At 54.6% G+C, this 17,036-nt stretch carries 14 protein-coding genes; 12 read left to right on the top strand and 2 right to left on the bottom strand.

The genetic code is table 11. The annotated features are described in order from the left end of the window. The first annotated feature begins 74 nt into the window (after nt 1-74). From EDC31_RS11590 to EDC31_RS11545, 9 genes are all read left to right on the top strand, one after another. On the top strand, nt 75-2,669 hold the full coding sequence (locus EDC31_RS11590; protein WP_158310331.1) for a DUF927 domain-containing protein: 2,595 nt from the start codon (nt 75-77) through the stop codon (nt 2,667-2,669). Nucleotides 2,670-3,785: 1,116 nt separating this feature from the next. Next, nucleotides 3,786-4,241 carry a hypothetical protein gene (locus EDC31_RS11585; protein ID WP_052511983.1) on the top strand — a complete coding sequence of 152 codons (456 nt, stop codon included), beginning with the start codon at nt 3,786-3,788 and terminating at the stop codon, nt 4,239-4,241. 345 nt (nt 4,242-4,586) lie between these two features. Continuing rightward, a complete protein-coding gene (locus tag EDC31_RS11575; protein WP_042059683.1) occupies nt 4,587-4,871 on the top strand; it encodes a hypothetical protein in 285 nt (94 codons plus the stop codon). Then, on the top strand, nt 4,871-5,251 hold the full coding sequence (locus EDC31_RS11570; protein ID WP_042059681.1) for a hypothetical protein: 381 nt from the start codon (nt 4,871-4,873) through the stop codon (nt 5,249-5,251). Before EDC31_RS11575 ends, EDC31_RS11570 begins: the two co-directional genes overlap by 1 nt. A 335-nt stretch (nt 5,252-5,586) precedes the next feature. Continuing rightward, a complete protein-coding gene (locus tag EDC31_RS11565) occupies nt 5,587-6,273 on the top strand; it encodes a hypothetical protein (RefSeq protein WP_132127066.1) in 687 nt (228 codons plus the stop codon). A gap of 114 nt (nt 6,274-6,387) precedes the next feature. Next, complete coding sequence (locus EDC31_RS11560; RefSeq protein WP_204366669.1) at nt 6,388-6,654, top strand: helix-turn-helix domain-containing protein; 267 nt, start codon at nt 6,388-6,390, stop codon at nt 6,652-6,654. Nucleotides 6,655-6,694: 40 nt separating this feature from the next. Beyond that, nucleotides 6,695-7,021 (top strand): hypothetical protein, encoded by a 327-nt coding sequence (locus tag EDC31_RS11555; RefSeq protein ID WP_042059674.1) that lies wholly within the window; start codon nt 6,695-6,697, stop codon nt 7,019-7,021. Between the two features lie 48 nt (nt 7,022-7,069). After that, nucleotides 7,070-8,347 carry a DNA-primase RepB domain-containing protein gene (locus tag EDC31_RS11550; RefSeq protein ID WP_042059672.1) on the top strand — a complete coding sequence of 426 codons (1,278 nt, stop codon included), beginning with the start codon at nt 7,070-7,072 and terminating at the stop codon, nt 8,345-8,347. Continuing rightward, nucleotides 8,338-8,814 carry a hypothetical protein gene (locus EDC31_RS11545; RefSeq protein WP_132127065.1) on the top strand — a complete coding sequence of 159 codons (477 nt, stop codon included), beginning with the start codon at nt 8,338-8,340 and terminating at the stop codon, nt 8,812-8,814. Before EDC31_RS11550 ends, EDC31_RS11545 begins: the two co-directional genes overlap by 10 nt. A gap of 14 nt (nt 8,815-8,828) precedes the next feature. Here the strand turns inward: EDC31_RS11545 and EDC31_RS11540 are convergent, their stop codons facing one another. Together EDC31_RS11540 and EDC31_RS11535 are read right to left on the bottom strand one after the other, a co-directional pair. Then, a complete protein-coding gene (locus EDC31_RS11540; protein WP_158310330.1) occupies nt 8,829-9,872 on the bottom strand; it encodes a phage antirepressor KilAC domain-containing protein in 1,044 nt (347 codons plus the stop codon). Between the two features lie 316 nt (nt 9,873-10,188). Next, on the bottom strand, nt 10,189-10,755 hold the full coding sequence (locus tag EDC31_RS11535) for a hypothetical protein (protein WP_132127064.1): 567 nt from the start codon (nt 10,753-10,755) through the stop codon (nt 10,189-10,191). 191 nt (nt 10,756-10,946) lie between these two features. On the opposite strand from EDC31_RS11535, the gene EDC31_RS11530 reads away from it, so the two are divergent. From EDC31_RS11530 to EDC31_RS11520, 3 genes are read left to right on the top strand one after another with little or no spacing between them, the layout of a single operon-like run. Further along, on the top strand, nt 10,947-13,691 hold the full coding sequence (locus tag EDC31_RS11530) for a class I SAM-dependent DNA methyltransferase (RefSeq protein WP_042059670.1): 2,745 nt from the start codon (nt 10,947-10,949) through the stop codon (nt 13,689-13,691). Beyond that, entirely contained in the window at nt 13,691-15,745 is a 2,055-nt protein-coding gene (locus EDC31_RS11525; protein WP_081797651.1) for a DEAD/DEAH box helicase, read from the top strand. The genes EDC31_RS11530 and EDC31_RS11525 overlap by 1 nt, the downstream gene beginning before the upstream one ends. Further along, nucleotides 15,738-16,946, top strand: a complete 1,209-nt coding sequence (locus EDC31_RS11520) for a GIY-YIG nuclease family protein (protein WP_042059664.1) — start codon at nt 15,738-15,740, stop codon at nt 16,944-16,946. The genes EDC31_RS11525 and EDC31_RS11520 overlap by 8 nt, the downstream gene beginning before the upstream one ends. Nucleotides 16,947-17,036 lie beyond the last annotated feature (90 nt).

Genomic DNA, 17,036 nt, shown 5'->3' with positions numbered 1-17,036 from the left:
GAAGATTGACAGCTAACGATATGGGTTTTTCGGGCGGTGGGTCAAGCGTTTTCTCCGAAAAAATGGAGATGACGATGAATACGACGACTTCTGTTGATTCCGCCGCGACGAGCAACCAGGCACTGGAGGCGAGGCGTAGCGCTGTTATAGTCCCGATAAACACGGATAGTTCCGTAGCCCCGACTCAGCCGAGCGACGATCAGACTCTGGTCCCGTCTATGCCGGACTGCGTGCCGTCGCTTGATGATTTCTCGTTTATGTCGCCAGCCCCCGAGACCATTCACGTTTACTATAGCGAAAGATCGCGCCCGCTGTTCGGCATCCTGCGGGTTCCGGACGAAAACGACGTGATGCGGCGGCAGGCTATCGCGTTCGGACGGCGCGGCGGCAAGGAACGCTGGCATCTCGTCTCTGAGGACGAGGCATATGAGATAGTCCGCAAAGCGAACGGCGGAAATATACCCCTCTATCGGCTGGATAAACTGACATCCCAGCCCGATGCTCCTGTGATCTGCATGCTCGACGAATATGCCGCCGACATCGTTCAGGAAGCATTACCTGACCACGTTGTTGTAGCTGTCAGAGCAAAGACGTGCATTGAACCCCTCCTCGCCCGAGATGTCGCGATCTGGCCCAACGCGGGTGAAGCTGGAATAAACGAAGCAATGGATGTCGCTGCTGACATCAAGAAGTGCAAATACATGACCGGAGAATGTGGCGGCAAGGTAAGCGGTATCGATCTGCCGGATGACCTGCCTGACTGGTGGAACCCCGGTGTTTCAGACCCTGCCGATCTGGGTATCGACATCGTATCTCTCGTGCAGCGCCCGGTCCCCCCTGAGCAAGCCTTCAGGCCGTTCACAATTATGCCAGATGGCTACAAGATGAAGAAGAACGGCCTGGTGTTCATCGGAGAGGATGGTGTGGACAGACAGGTCACGCTAACCCCCTTTGATGTTGTCGCCGAAACCGACCTTGCCGAGCGGGGGGATTCGGGGCTGATACTGAGATGGCAGAACCGGGGTCAGCAGGTTGAGCATGTCGTCCAGCGCGGACAGATTTCGGCTCGCGGGTCAACATTGCTGAAAGACCTTCGCGCGAAAAAGATGCTTTTCCCGGAGACTGTAATGAAGCTCCTTCTCGATTTCCTCGGGACGGTAGAGGCGCGACGGTTCGTCAGGACAGTCAGCACGGTGGGTTGGGACAATGTCGCTGGTTGGGATCGCCCCCGATTTGTGATGCCGGGAGGCGAGTTGATCGGAGGGTCGGGTGCGTCCGAAATTCGCTTCGCCGCACCGCACGTCAACACCGAGGGCGAACGGTTGAAATATGTATCGTCCGGCACGTTGCAGGAATGGCAGAATCACGTCGCATCCCGATCTGCTGGAAACAGTCGGCTTATCCTTGGAATCTGCCTTGCGTTGACAAGCCCACTCCTGAAAGTGTTGGGCAATGTGATCGAAGCAGGCGGTGTCCATATCTGGGGCGACGCTGGTCTTGGCAAGTCCACGTATTCGAACGTCGTCACAAGCGTCTGGGGTAACCCGGCAAAATTGATGATCGAACTCGACGGCACGAAAACGGGTTTTGAAAATGCAGCAGAATTGGCATCGTGTATCGGCCTCTTCCTGGAAGAACTGAAGAATGAAGATACGGGCGTCAACAAGGAAATCGGTCGCATTATCTACATGTGGGCAAACAGAAAAGGCGGGCTGCGCTCAGGACCGAGCATCGCGCTTAGAGAGACAAAAGAATTTGACATCATGTTCTGTTCAACGGGCGAGCACCATCTGAAGACGGTTATCGAGAAGTCTGGCGGGACATATACGGGCGGGATCGAAGCACGAATGACATCCATAAGGGCCGGAGTGGATGGATCACCATACGGGCTGCCCGACACAATCCATGACGCTCCATCATCTAAATCATTCGTTGATCAGATGAAGGCCGATTGTGAAAAATATCACGGCACTGCTGGACGTCATTTTGTTGCTAAGCTGATCGAAGACATCTCGGAAAAAGGCCGAGATGACATTCGGGACTGGTTCAACCAATATATCGAAGCATTTATCAAGGAATATGTCCCCAGTGGAGCAGATAGAGCGATCAATCGCGTCGCGACGAGGTTCGCTGTTTTCGCGGCAGTCGGAGAACTGGCGCGGGAATACGGAACTCTGCCATGGGATGCAGGAGAAGCCTTCAAGGGGGTTGGCGCCTGCTTCATGTCGTGGATTGATGACCGGGGCGGCATAGGGTCGCGCGAAGAAATCAATGCCGTTCAGATAGTCCGTAAATTCATTTCGATGCACCGGTTCACTCGCTTTGAAGACATCGTCGCGGCAAGGACAGCAAAGGAGGGTGCTGACTGCTACCTGTCGAACGTCAGGGATCGCGTTGGATACCGGGAAGCCGTCAGAACAAAGGACGGCGACGACGCTTACGCTTATTACATTACAGTCGAAGGATGGGATGAAATTTGCAAAGGGATTGATCCAGCCCGAGCAGCCAAGGCTGTTCTGGCGGCTGGAGCGCTTCAGCCCCCGAAGCAAGGACGTGGTTTGACTATTCAGAAACGGTTGCCCCACGACGGCAAAATTCGCGTCTATGTCATCACGCCCGAAATAATGACGGCCGGCGGGCCTGTTGAGGATGACCAGGAAAGCGAGTGAGCCTTTACCGGGACAAGAGGAGAGGGGATGCCGGCGCGTGCGGGCATCCCCTTTCTATTTGGGTCGGGAGGGCGGGGCGGTAGGGGGCGGCCGGCGGGCGGCAGGCGGCGGAACGAGGCGCGAAGCGGCTGGAAATGCCTAGCGAGAGGAAGAGTGTCCCTACATCCCGAAGCCGTGTCCCTACCTCTGTCCCTACGTTTAAGCGGCATGTAGGGACAGTTAAGTGATTGATATTGATAGACAAAGACGCGGGTGTACCTACGTACCTACATATTTTGAGGAATAGACACGTATATAAGAAGAAGGGGGCTATGAGGCTTTGTAATCCCCTTGGGATCAAGGCTAATCGGAGAAAGGCTCGCGTATATATATCTATTTTGAAAAATATGTAGGTACGTAGGTACACCCCCTGAGAAAGTGGCGGTATTCAGCCGTTTTTGGTGTACCTACATGGTGGAAAGCGATGTAGGTACATGTAGGGACAGTAGGGACAGATGTAGGGACAGGGGCGGTTCGGAATTCTTCGGAAGTGTTTCGAGGATGCTGAAGGGGGCCTCCGAACGGAGTGTGGGGCATGCTCGGCTCCGCCTCGCTTGCGGTTACGAGTCATGGAGGTGCTTCGAGCCATCATCATCCGTCTCAGGCCCATCCATAATCGAACCACCCCAGCCGGGCGGAGCGCGGCACTTCACCCAGCCCCCCCGCGCCCCCCCTTCAGCTTGCCTCGTAAAGACCCTGTCTCCAGGCAACCGCGCCCCATCTGCCTCCCTTCCACGCCCCGCCGCTGACCTCCCCCACCCCCGCCATACCCGCACTCCGTCCCAAACGCCCGCACCCAAGTCGTAAACACACAAATACAAGTAAATCTAACAAAACGAAAAGACAACGATCCTCAATCCCGACACAAGCAAACTATATATCGAATTTACAACAATAAAAATAATGCCTTTTATTGTTTTTCTTTCTTATATTTCTTGACAATGAGGACGAAACGTCCTATATCTATAGTGTCAGATTGAGTCTCTTATTCAGCGATACGACCTCTCTCTGGCACTGACATCAACCAGTGAGCCTGCTTGCCCAGTCGTAAGCCAGGCGGTCTGAGGACGTAAAAAAATGGATACCGATTTCAAAGGCGATCCGCGCGTTTACAAGATTGCGGGGATTGAGGAGGACTATACAGAGGAAGCCTTCGACGCCTGCGTTGCGGCGGCGATTGAATACATGCGTCGCAAGGCCCGCAAGACCCATCCTCCGGGCACTTTCGATAGCGCCGGGCGCTGGTATGCCGACGAACGAACCAGCGCCGTCCGATGCTGCCGTGGCCCGTCCCGTGCCTGGCCTTATAGCCAGATGAAAGCCGCGCGGACAGTCGCTCATGTCGCCGAGGTCTATGGCGTGGACTACCTGGATACCGAGATTCGTCAGATCGTGAATTTTGCTGAAGCCCGCAATGCTGATGACAATCAAGTCCGGAGCCTGATCGACCAGACGATCGCATGGGCCAAGGCCAATCCACGCAAGACGCGCAAGCGGGCTGCGAAAGCGGACGAGACGCCTTCAGCGGCGTAACCTCGCGGCCCTGACGACAGACACCCCCGAAAGCATGGCCTTCGGGGGTGTCCATCAGATGCTCAGAGAGCCTCTTATTCAGCAGTCCTCTTATAGTGAGGTCATCCCAGAAATGCAACGGAAAATCAGCTACACACAACGTAAATGCCCAACCCCGGATCAGATCAGGTCTGTTCGTGAGCGGGCGGGCGTCAACCAGACGTTCGCCGCCGCGATGGTCGGAACGACCCCTCGCACCTGGCGCCGCTGGGAAGCGGGCGTCCACCGCATGCCGCTCGCGACCTGGGCTTTGTTTAATATTCAGTCGAGCCGCACCGCTCCCCCCACATCGGGGAGTGCATCGTGATGTTCAGCATTTCCGATATTATCGAACGCGACGCTGTCCGCGATCTTGAAACATTCATGCGCCAGGGCTGGCAGATATGCACCACCCCCTCGCTCTGGGCCTCCGGCTGGGCCGGCAGCATGCTGATCATGCGACGCGACGCGCACGAAATCCGCGTCTGGCGCCGTCCGGACGGGATTGCCGAGGTCGAGATCGACGATGTCCTGATCGACACAAAAGCGAACACCAGAATCGCCCGGTATCTGCGCTCGCTGATGCCCGCCGAAGCCGCCGGAATGGAGTGATGGCCATGTCCTTCGCAAAACTCACAGTCGTCGGCGACGGCATCGACCCATCCGGCGAAACCACCCCAGCCGTCACCCGCGACATCGTCATCAACGCCACGGCCAACATCATCATCGACCTGGCCACCCGCGACCGTCTGGCGTATTCCGACGGCCACCTGATCTGGCCGTCCGGCGCCAGGATGGAAGTGGACACCCGAAGCCGCGACGAAATCGAAATGGAAACCCGCAAGGGCCAGATCATGGCGAACATGATCATGACTGGCCGGGCGTTCTTCGAACTGGTTCAGAAACGCGAGGCCGAGGCTCAGGCCAGGCGCGAGGCTGCTGCGATGGCTTCCGATCCGGCTGAAGCGCCCCTTCCCATCGCCGCAGAGTAATCACAAAAACGTGATCCTATAACCCGACCTCTCTACAGAAGGCCACTATTCGGCGTTTTTGCTCAAAAGTCGCCCAAGACGCAAAAAAGCCAAATCGTCGATCTGGTGGCCCTCTAGGCATGTATTAAGGGTGTTTTTCGCCCCATCGTTTACTTCATAAATTCACGATGTTCTGAAATGTCAAGTGTTTTCCTAGTGTTTTTCTTGATTTTTATACCTCACACTGCTATATAAGTATTGTCAGAGTGAGAAACGCACCTGGCCCGGCGGCAAACCGGATGGAGTAACAGGCGCGGCGCATCGATACCGCTCGCCTTTTCTAAAGCGAGATAACCATGTCTAAGAATATCAAATCAGCGAAACCCGTTTTCGTTACCGCAGACGTTCTTGAACTCCGGGCAAATCTGAACGGATACACCCGTAGCCGCCGGCTTCTTAACGAGTGTCGTTTGCTGAACGGTAATTATCTGACGATCGCCGTTTCCCAGCCTTTCGGCGGTGTTGTTGGGGAGCATAACGGCAAGGTGCAACGCGGGCAGCATCAACGTGCGTATCTGATCGAGACGACGGACGGTTATTTTCATAAAAAAGATGGCGAGAACGTCATTCAGATTCATGCTGAAGTCCATTCTATCGTCTGGAAAAAAAGCAAAAATGCTAATTTTACGCGCAAAATCGAGGAACTTGAAGCGCTTCTCGATTTCATGCTTGACCGTGACAAGTATCGCTTGTCGAACGGGAACTACTTGACGATCTTCGAAAAAGCGGCGAGCGAAAAATGGACTGAACTCACATCAAAGCTCCTGATCGTCGAAACGACGGACGGAGATTTCAACGGAGAGCAGCAGGGCAATTTCGTTAAGATTCATGCGGAGGTCTCCGTTTACAGAGACCGAAAAAAGGCCCTCGTGAGCGCGCACAGTCTGCAAGTTCGTTTTCTCGCTGAGGATGCCCGCACTGCGATATTCAGGGCGCGTCGCGCTGAAAAGGCCCGTGCCGCTCGCCGCGCAAAAGCAGCTTAAAAAGCATGTGACCGCCGGACGGCAAATCCGGCGGTCACGTCCCCTGGGGGCGCATCGATAGAACTCTTGTATCGAAGCGAGAGAGTAAAAGCAATGAAAAACCCGAAGCCTGAAATGATCCGTTCAGCCCGCGCAGCATCTGGCCTGACGCAGACTGAGGCCGCGAAGATCGTGTCCGTCTCACTTGTGACATGGGCGCGTTGGGAAGCCGGCACATGCCTGATGCCGCGCGGTCTCTATGACCTCTTCATGATCAGCACGAACCAGAGCGAGGTCGTCTGCGAGCAAAGCCTGCTGCGCGGGCTGGATGATCTGATCAGCGATGCGGTTGCCCTGCGCCGCAAGATCATCTCCACCCGGCCGGCGATTCCGGCGGAATAGCCAGAACGATTCCGCAAACAGACAGCACAGGATTAAGACAATGACCAAACTCAACACCGCCCTGATCGATCGCCTCATCGCCGCCGGAGGCATGGTCGTGAAGAAGCAAGCACCCCAGCCGACGCGGTCATGGCACGATGACCCGGACGATCGCGACCGCGAAGTCCGGCAATACGAACCGGATGAAGTCGAATACTGGTATAATTACAGGATTATCTTCAACGGACGGACGGAATCTCTTGTCGGTATCGACTTCTATGATCTGCCTTCTGTTCGTTACGATGCTCGGTACGACTGTTGGTCATCCGACTACTCTGAGCATGCTCCTTCCGTCATCGCCGCCGTCCGCGCCCGGCTCCAGGCGTGATGGATGCTATAATCAAAGCATAGATGCCCGCCCGGAAGGAGGCCCGCCATGGAACTGTCAAAAGAAGAAGTCACGCGCCTCCGCCGGCTCGACCCCGCCGGCGTCCATGCGGCCCTGATCGCGTCGGGCGCCATGTCTGTTGACGATCCGTTGCCCAAACGTGTCGGCGATCTGAGACCGTCCGAGAACTCGATCGATGCAGTAAAATTCGCCAGGAAATGCGAATATCACGAGGCGATCGCATGGCTTCACGAGACATTCAGAGACGACCAGACGCACGAACGGAATGTCGGAATCCGACAGGTCGAGCGCGAATTGTTTGAGTCTGAAGTCGTCATCAACAAACTCGTGAAACGGCAGATGGATGCGCTGGGTTGTTCTGAAGCCCGCATTACTTTGATGTTCAAGGAAGCGGACGAAGCCGCGCAGAAAGGCGCCGATGTCGAGATCGTGCCTGAATCCGACCTCTCCAGTGCGTCATCCGACACAAGCGAATCACCCGCAAAACGCAAGGGGAAGTTCGGTTACCTGATCGGAAAAAGGACGGAAAACGGCGAAAAAACCGAAAAATTCTTCAACACGAGAGACATCCAGAACTGCGTCGGTATGTTGCGTCAACGCAATGGCGAAGGCATGAATGTGCTGATGACGCCCATGGATCGGCATTGCTTCTACGTCATGCTCGATGACGCTCGGAATCGCCGAGGCGACACAGAGTCTGAATCTCCGGTTCAGTCATGGATCAAGGCCGGTTACAAGCCATGTCTTGCGTTGCAAACATCGTGGGAAAGCCGACAGATTATCTTCCGCATCCCGAAAGAACCGTTCCGCATCATCGGCAAGACAGGCAATGATGATTCCTGTTTCGACCGACATGGCCTGCATCATTACTTTCAGAAAATAAATAGAGAGTCTGGTGACCACAAAATTTCCGGCTTGAGGCATGGTATTCGACTTGCGGGATACCGCAATATGAAACCAAAACATGAGCGGGTCGTCGAGGGCAAAGCGTGGTCGCTCGAATACCCATTTGTTAAGATCGAACACGCTGAATCGACGTTCTGTTCCAAGACGATGCGGGATGCGCTCAAGATGTGCCGGGAGGATGTCGTCGGCCGGGCTGACCTGGACGCCTCGCGTCAGGAGGCGGCTCGGAAACACGTTGCGGGGTTGAAGAACGGCGAGGCCACCCAGTCCCAGAAGCTGCCTCCTCGCTATGCCCCTCCATTGAAGCCGCAAACAGCGTTGGGACGGGCTGCCGCTGAATTCGATCGCAGAGACCGCGAAAGGCCCGAACAGAACAGGGAGCACTCGAAATGTCGTTAATCTCAAAGATTGTGTCGTCGCTGGCCGCGATGGCGGGTATCGCTCAAACCGTAAGCACAGGGATGGCGGCATCAGCGAAAGCATCCCCAGCCGAGGGCGGCAGCAAGGCCGGAAGCGACCCTTGCGAACCGACCGAGGAGATGAAGGAGGAGTCCAAAAAAGCGTCGCTTCCAGGCTGTGCGTTCACGATTCCCGAACCGACCGGGCCGATCAAAGAAGAGCCATTCAAACCTGAACCTCCACCCCCAGCGCCTCCGAAACCACCGCCCCTTCCGCCCAAAAAGCTGGCTCCGGTCAACCGCGCTTCGGCTGCTAAACCGCCTCCGGTGCGCCCGAAAGCGAGCGCCACCGCGCCAGCGTCGAAACCGGTTACGGCGTTGGGGAAGGCGGCGGCGAGGTTCGATAAACTGGATGCTGCTGCCGGCCAGAAACCGCCCCAGGAGGCGATCCGGGGGCTTCTTTCGTGAGCGACGAGGGCAGATCAGTGAATCGACCTCTGCTGCTGGTATTCATCCCATGACAGCGACCCGCGTCCGGCCGCATCCATTTCGTCCGGCCCGATTTCAGCCGGTTCCTGGCTTCTCCGGTTGCCGCGCAGGAAGCCCCCGTGCTGGACAACGCCCTTGGTCGGGGCCGGAATCGGCATGCCTTTCGTCTGTGCGCCAGGCACCAGCCGGCCGAGGCGCGTCAGGCCCTTCGCCGTCACCCTGGCTTGCTTCCGTGTGATTTCTCGTCCGTCGGGGTGAAGGATTGTGGTGACGATATGCGTCAGGTAGCCGGCTCCGTTTTCGGATTTTTCTTCACGCCCGAGCCATTCGCGCCCGCGCTTGAATATCCAGTTGTGAGCGTCCATCCACTTGAAGAGCGTTCGCGGGCCGACACCCAGGATTTTCGCGGCGTCCGAGATACACATGCTGCCGTCGGCGGAGGCGATACGGTCATAGACGGACGCTTTGGGCATACTGGCGTTGAGCATAGCGCTCTGATGATGGATCGTCTCCCGGTGCTCTTGGGCCAGCGCCTGTTGCTCGGCGAGAAGGGTCTGGAGACCTCCGATAACAGCCAGAGCCTGCTGGGCCAGCATCGGAGGCAAGGCTGGGGCGGGCGTCGGTTCCGGAGCCGGATGGGCGTGGTATGAGCCGGTGCGCCGGATGCTCGGCAGCACTTCGGACGTGATCCATTTCTTGAATCGCTTGGCCTCCGGCTTGCGGCTGGTGATCGTCAGACTATAGACCCCAGACTCATTGACCAGCGTCGGTGCGGCGCCGGGGCCGAAAAAACGGCGGATTTCCGCACCCTCGGTATTGCCGAGGGTCATTTTTTCGTCGCTGTCGAGGCGGGCGGCCGCATCGGAAGGATTGCGGATGTCCAGCACGCGGCACACGTCAACGAGAACCCACCAGGGCGCGTCGTTGATCATGACGATGCGAACAGCTACGCCCTCGAAGGGACGCGCTGAGATGGGAGCGTTCGCGGAAGGTGCGGACGCCGATGAAGGCGTGGTAAAGGAGAAGCTGGCTTGCATTTTGATGTGTCCCATCATTGCAAGTTAGCCCCGGCCGGTCACACGGTCGGGGCGCCTGAGCGATTTGCTCAAGCATTAGTATGTAGCTGATCTCGGCGCATAATTCATAAAACGCGCCCCCCTGTGGATCGAGGATCGGCGGGGTTGCGGGGCTTCCTGGGGTTGGTTGCGGGAATCAGAAGTGTTCCGACGCAAGCTGGGGGGGCCTCGGGACGGAGTGGGGTGCAGAGCGAGGCTCCGCCTCGCGGGCGGTTACAAGGCTCACGCACCATCCCCGGACAAATACAGAAGGCGGCCTCTGACCCCCTTTTATAGTCTAGGTGAAAGTCCATTTCCCATAGAATCCATAGGGGCCTGTCCACCCTTTAATAAGTAATTTCTCCATTTTAGTTCTATACACCAGAATCATAGAACAATATCTTTTCCACAAACGCATGGTGAATTGTCGTTCAAATTCAATATCGTTTGCACAACGACCGCAAGGGTATCGTGCCCAACTTTCATTTCCGCTTGAAAGTATGTCGAACACCCATTTATCTCGGGATTTGTACGGAATAAGAGAGGTTCTCTCAGCTAATCTCCAAAGTTTATGAGTAGCTATTTTGTTGTCTATGCGCCCACCGGAAACAAGAGAAGGGTCTTCGTAAATACAAAATGCTTTCAGCATATTTTCCATCGCGAAAGCAGACAGAAGAAAGGTGCCTTTATTCGCATCATCCCAAACCCTGAGTGGCTGGCCGTCTTTCATTAAGGTCGTATGACCCCGCCCTCTGTTATCCCAAAGAATTAATGCCTGCGAATGTAGATTATTAGATGTGCGATACCATTGGTGTGGATTAGCCGCATCCAAAAATCTCTCCTTCTGTTCGTCATTGAATGACATTGTGCTGATAACCTCTCTGCCTTAAAATCGTTATGCTTTATTATTACGTAAACATATTGACTCGCCGACGGGAATAGTCTGCCAGACCGCAACCCAGAACACGATTACGTCCCATAGCCTCTTGTTCTAAACAGATATAAGATCAGCGGACTATGTGTGAATGTCGAGATAGGAACGGGGTTAGGTAGGCGATGAACGCCGTAGAAATTGAAGAAGCAGTATCCGCGCTGGCGGAGCAACCCTTTGATGCGGAAGAATTCCCCTACCTTTTCCTCCTGGCCTTCGGCAACAAAGACACCACCATCAAGCGTCTCCGGGCCACCAAAGGCTCGACTAATGCCTCTGACATCCCTGGCGCCGTTCTCCAGCGGAACAACATCCATCTTGCGACCTGCCCGCCCGGTGAGGTGACGCGGACTTTGACCGCCCTCCGGGACAGCCCAGCCACGTCTAAGGCCAAGGCCAAGTTCATCCTGGCGACGGATGGTGAGACCTTCGAGGCGGAGGAATTGGATACAGGCGAGACCGTCGCCTGTGCCTATGCGGACTTCCCGAATCATTTCGGCGCGTTCCTGCCCTTAGCCGGCATCACGACGGTCAAACAAATCCGCGAAAGTTCGTTCGATATTCGCGCGACCAGCAAGCTGAATCGCCTGTATGTCGAATTGCTAAAGGACAATCCCGACTGGGGAACCGCTGACCGCCGCCATGACATGAACCATTTCATGGCCCGGCTTATCTTCTGCTTCTTTGCCGAAGACACGGATATTTTCCAGGAAGGTCACTCTTTCACAAACACGGTCGATACAATGACCGAGCGAGATTCGTCTAACACCCACGAAGTGATTGGCGAACTGTTCCGTGCAATGAACACCCCTACGGCAGAGCGAAAGAAAGCAGGCATTGCTCGTTACGCCGACAGGTTCCCATACGTTAATGGCGGTCTATTTTCGGGCAGCCCTGAAGTGCCGCATTTCAGTAAGATCGCCCGCTCCTATCTTATCCATATCGGTGCCCTCGACTGGACAAAAATCAACCCGGACATCTTCGGGTCTATGATCCAGGCCGTGGCAGATGATGAGGAACGTGGCGCTCTTGGGATGCACTATACGAGCGTTCCCAACATCCTCAAGGTGCTGAATCCTCTCTTTTTGGATGATCTGCGGGCACGGCTAAATGAGGCTGACAGCAACGCCCGGATGCTTCTGAATCTACGCAAACGTATGGCGAGGATCAGGGTGTTCGACCCGGCCTGTGGCAGCGGAAATTTCCTTGTCATCGCTTATAAGGAAATGCGGGCAATCGAGGCTGAGATCAACAGTCGTCGCGGGGAAGCCGATCGTCCATCAGAGATTCCTCTGACCAATTTTCGTGGGATAGAACTGCGTGACTTCCCGGCCGAGATTGCGCGTCTTGCGCTCATTATCGCAGAATTCCAATGCGATGTGCTGTATCGCGGTCAGAAGCTGGCGTTGGCTGATTTTCTGCCTTTGAATAAAGAAAACTGGATTACCTGCGGTAACGCTCTTCGCTTGGATTGGTTAAGCATCTGCCCGCCGACCGGAACGGGCGTGAAGCACCGTGCCGAAGACCTGTTCCATACCCCCCTCGATCAGCCGCAGATCGACTTCGATAATGAAGGAGGAGAGACCTATATTTGCGGTAACCCACCTTACCTTGGAGCAAAGAAGAAAAGCTCCGCGCAAGCCGAGGATATGGACGCTGTAGGATTAGGTAATGCGCAATTATTAGATTACGTATGTGCATTCATTGTGAAGGGACTTTCTCTTGTCGGACAAGAAAAATGTCGGATGGCATTGGTATCGACCAGTTCTATATGTCAAGGCGAGCAAGTTTCACTACTTTGGCCAAAGATATTTTCGCAAGCGTCAATCGCCTTTGCTTATCGACCATTTAGATGGGCAAATTCCGCAGCGAACAATGCCGGAGTTTATTGTACTATCATAGGGTTGGAGGCAGAAGAAAACAAAACAAAACTTTTATTTTATGATGAACAAGCGCAAGAGTGTCAAAGTATAGCTCCCTACCTCATCTCAGGACCGAAGGTAGTTTGTGAGCCGCGAGATAAACCGATCTCTAACATTAGCCCGATGAAGATGGGTAGCAATCCGGTCGATGGCAAACGCCTGATTCTCGACGAAGAAAGTATCAAATCTGTATTAGAAAATAATCCGCATGCTGCCAAATTCATAAAAAAATACGGCGGCACTCAAGAGCTTATTTCTGGAAACTCACGCTGGTGCCTGTGGGTATCTGACGCAGATGCTCCGGAGGCAACAGCAATCCCGGAGATACGTAGAATAGTTGATAAATGCCGATCATACAGAGAAGGCGCAGGGAGGGACGCCCGAAAGGCTGCACGCCGACCATATGCGTTTTGTTATTCGACATATGAAGAACAGGATTTCATACAAGTCGGCAACACAATTGGTAATGGCTTTGACTATGTTCCCGCTGACTTGAAGAAATCAGGTTATGTCTCCAATCATGCGGCATTTACAATATACGGAAAATGTTTGATTGAGTTTTCATTGGTTGTATCAACTATGCATAGGGTATGGGCGGAGACCATCGCTGGACGACTAGGGAATGGCATCCGTTACGGCAATACCGTAGTGTATAATACATTCCCACTTCCCACTTTGACCGACAAGATGAAAGCCGACCTGACACGTTGTGCTGAAGACATCCTGTTGGCACGCGAGGCGCATTTCCCCGCCACCATTGCGGAACTGTATGACCCCGAAAAAATGCCCGCCGATTTGAGGGAGGCGCACGACCGTAATGACGAAGTGCTGGAGCGCATCTACATTGGCCGACGTTTTCGCAATGATACGGAGCGACTGGAAAAGCTGTTCGATCTCTATACCAAAATGACCGCCGGAACCGGATCGAAGAAGAAGGTAAAAGCCTGATGAATATTAAAACTCAATCCGTCCCTTCTGTCTCTGTCTCTTACGCGGCCAATGGGAGTTCAACCAAGGCTAATGCCATGGGGATGCGACCCATGCAGGAACGCGCCTATGAAAAGCGCGGCGAACAGTATCTTCTCATCAAGTCTCCTCCAGCTTCGGGCAAAAGCCGGGCGCTTATGTTTATCGCCCTCGATAAGCTGGCAAATCAGGGACTGAGGCAGGCCATTATCGTCGTGCCTGAAAGAAGCATTGGCGCAAGTTTCCATGACGAGCCTCTGACCCAGTTCGGTTTCTGGTCAGACTGGCACGTAGAACCCAGAAGAAACCTGTGTGACGCAGCCGGCGGTGATAATGGGGGCAAGGTCAATTCGGTCGAAGCGTTCCTGAAGAGTGACGATAAGGTGCTGGTCTGCACGCACGCCACCTTCCGCTTCGCTGTGGACAGGTTCGGCGTTGAGGCTTTCGATGATCGTCTGATTGCCGTCGATGAATTCCATCACGTCTCGTCAGATTCAGACAACAAACTGGGTCATCACCTCGGCGCGTTCATTGCCCGTGACAAAGTGCATATCGTCGCCATGACCGGCTCATATTTTCGGGGCGACGCGGTCGATGTCTTGTCTCCACAGGACGAGGCCAGGTTTGATACCGTAACCTATACCTATTACGAGCAGTTAAACGGCTATCGATACCTCAAGCATCTCGACATCGGCTATTTCTTCTATTCCGGGTCTTACGCCGACGACATCCTGAAAGTTCTCGACCCAAAGCAAAAAACCATCATTCACATCCCGAGCGTCAATTCGCGCGAAAGCACGAGGGACAAGATGAGGGAAGTGGAGCACATCATTGAGGAACTTGGCGATTGGCAAGGAGCCGACCCTGTCACCGGCTTTCAGTTGGTAAAAACGGAAGACGGCCGGACGTTGCGGATCGCTGATCTGGTGGACGATGACAAGAACAAGCGTGACCGTGTATCCACCGCACTGAAAGACCCAACCCAGAAGAACAACCGCGACCATGTGGACATCATCATTGCCCTGGGCATGGCCAAGGAGGGTTTTGACTGGATTTGGTGCGAACATGCGCTCACCGTTGGCTATCGATCCAGCCTGACCGAGATTATCCAGATCATAGGGCGTGCTACCCGCGATGCGCCTGGGAAAACCCGCGCTCGCTTTACCAACCTGATCGCTGAGCCAGATGCGTCGGAAGAGGCCGTAACCGAGGCCGTCAACGACACCCTCAAAGCCATTGCAGCAAGTTTGCTGATGGAACAGGTTCTCGCCCCCCGCTTCGAATTCAGATCGAAAGCGTCAACCAACGAACCGACTGACGGCTTCGATTATGGAGACGACGGCTATCAACAGGACAAATGCAATGTCGGGTTCAACGAAGAGAAAGGAAAGTTCCAGATCGAGATCAAGGGGCTGTCAGAACCTAAGAGCGAAGAGGCAACCCGAATCTGCCAGGAAGACCTGAACGAAGTCATCACGGCCTTCGTGCAAGACAAGACCGCTCTTGAACGTGGGCTTTTCGACAAAGAACTCATTCCGGAGGAATTGACGATCTCCCGCATGGGTAAAATCATCAAAGACAAATATCCCGAACTGGATGAGGAAGACCAGGAGGCCGTTCGACAGCACGCCATAGCGGCTCTGAACCTGACACAACAGGCGGCTCATATTGCGACGAGTGGCGATGGAGAACCAGGAGCCAACACGGCCCTGATCGATGGCGTGCGTAAATTCGCAATGGACGTGCGAGAACTGGACATTGATCTGATTGATCGTATCAATCCGTTTGGTGAGGCTTATTCCATCCTGGCTAAAGCAATGAGCGAAGAGAGTCTGAAGCAGGTTGCGGCCGTAATCGGTGCCAAACGTGCGACGATGACATTGGAAGAAGCGCGTGTTTTATCTAAACGAGCGCTAAAGTTCATGCAGGAACGTGGCCGGCTCCCCTCCATAACATCGACCGACCCCTGGGAGAAAAGCATGGCCGAGGGCGTCGCGTTCCTTGCCCGCATGAAGGCGGAGGCGGCTCGTGGCTAAAGGTTTTACCGACGAGGATGATGCGCTCCTGTCAGCGCTGGGCGTTGAAGTCGAGACAAAGAAAGAAGCCTCCCGAACTCCAAAAGAAGAGCGCATTATAGCTGGTTTTGAGGAAATCCAGCGGTTTGTGGACAAACACGGACGCTCTCCCCGCCATGGGGAAGATCACGACATTTTCGAGCGTCTATACGCAGTCCGCCTCGATCGGCTTCGCTCGCAACCCGATTGCATGGCATTGCTTCTGCCTATGGATCATCAGGGTATTCTCTCCAATGCTGTTGTCATTGAAGAGATCGATGAAAACATCAGCGACGATGAACTGCTTTCCATGCTCGGCGTGGACGGCATCGAGCAGAATTCAATCACTGAACTGCGCCACGTCCGCTCCACAGCAGAAAAGCGGGCAGCCGAGGAAATCGCCAACCGGGAGCGCTGTGAGGAGTTCGACACTTTCAAGCCGATATTCAACGCAGTCCAGAAGGACATCGAGATCGGGACGCGCATTACGCGCCCTATCCGGAAAGAAGCCGGCCTCCTGAAAACTGACATCAGACCGGGAGAATTTTTTATCCTGGGTGGTCAGACAGCATATGTTGCCGAGATTGGTGAGACCTTCAGAGCGCCCAATGGTGAGAGTGATGCCCGTCTCCGCGTCATTTATTCCAATGGAACCGAAAGCAACATCCTGCTTCGTTCCCTACAGCGTGCGCTTTATAAAGATGAAGCCAGCCGCCGAGTGTCCGAACCCAGTGCCGGGCCATTATTCGCCGGAGACAACGACGAAGACGATCTTGCAAGCGGAACCATTTACGTTCTGAGAAGTGAATCCGACAATCCCATTGTCGCGGCCAATAGAGACCTTGTCCACAAGATTGGCGTAACAGGCGGAGACGTTGCAAAACGGATAGCCAACGCAGAACTCGATCCGACATTTTTGTTGGCGGACGTGGAGGTCGTAGCGACTTACAATCTGTTCAATATCAGCCGGACGAAACTTGAGAGCATCATCCATCGCATTTTCGATCCGGCACGGCTGGACATCCAGATCGAGGACAGGTTCGGGAACCCTGTCATTCCTCGCGAATGGTTCCTCGTTCCTATGTTTGTCATTGATGATGCTGTGGAAAAAATTAAGGATGGGACGATAACCGGATACGTTTATGATCCCAAAAAGGCGTCGCTGGTCAAACGGAAGGGCTAGAGCGTTTTCTGCACGAACTGAATCGTTAGGGATTCCCCTTGGCGGCGTGATCTGATTCAAGATGAGAGCCGGGAAGGGGGCTGGCTTTGG

Origin of the sequence: Acidomonas methanolica (genome assembly GCF_004346035.1) — a bacterium.
Taxonomy (GTDB): Bacteria; Pseudomonadota; Alphaproteobacteria; order Acetobacterales; family Acetobacteraceae; genus Acidomonas; species Acidomonas methanolica.
This window is presented reverse-complemented; position numbering and strand designations above follow the sequence as displayed.

Bases quoted from the DNA above. Each gene is read 5' to 3' on its own strand.
- EDC31_RS11525 (WP_081797651.1), top strand. From the start codon at position 13,691: ATGAATATTAAAACTCAATCCGTCCCTTCTGTCTCTGTCTCTTACGCG.
- EDC31_RS11545 (WP_132127065.1), top strand. From the start codon at position 8,338: ATGTCGTTAATCTCAAAGATTGTGTCGTCGCTGGCCGCGATGGCGGGT.
- EDC31_RS11550 (WP_042059672.1), top strand. From the start codon at position 7,070: ATGGAACTGTCAAAAGAAGAAGTCACGCGCCTCCGCCGGCTCGACCCC.
- EDC31_RS11585 (WP_052511983.1), top strand. From the start codon at position 3,786: ATGGATACCGATTTCAAAGGCGATCCGCGCGTTTACAAGATTGCGGGG.
- EDC31_RS11575 (WP_042059683.1), top strand. From the start codon at position 4,587: ATGTTCAGCATTTCCGATATTATCGAACGCGACGCTGTCCGCGATCTT.
- EDC31_RS11530 (WP_042059670.1), top strand. From the start codon at position 10,947: ATGAACGCCGTAGAAATTGAAGAAGCAGTATCCGCGCTGGCGGAGCAA.
- EDC31_RS11535 (WP_132127064.1), bottom strand. From the start codon at position 10,755: ATGTCATTCAATGACGAACAGAAGGAGAGATTTTTGGATGCGGCTAAT.
- EDC31_RS11560 (WP_204366669.1), top strand. From the start codon at position 6,388: ATGATCCGTTCAGCCCGCGCAGCATCTGGCCTGACGCAGACTGAGGCC.
- EDC31_RS11555 (WP_042059674.1), top strand. From the start codon at position 6,695: ATGACCAAACTCAACACCGCCCTGATCGATCGCCTCATCGCCGCCGGA.
- EDC31_RS11570 (WP_042059681.1), top strand. From the start codon at position 4,871: ATGGCCATGTCCTTCGCAAAACTCACAGTCGTCGGCGACGGCATCGAC.
- EDC31_RS11565 (WP_132127066.1), top strand. From the start codon at position 5,587: ATGTCTAAGAATATCAAATCAGCGAAACCCGTTTTCGTTACCGCAGAC.
- EDC31_RS11590 (WP_158310331.1), top strand. From the start codon at position 75: ATGAATACGACGACTTCTGTTGATTCCGCCGCGACGAGCAACCAGGCA.
- EDC31_RS11540 (WP_158310330.1), bottom strand. From the start codon at position 9,872: ATGCAAGCCAGCTTCTCCTTTACCACGCCTTCATCGGCGTCCGCACCT.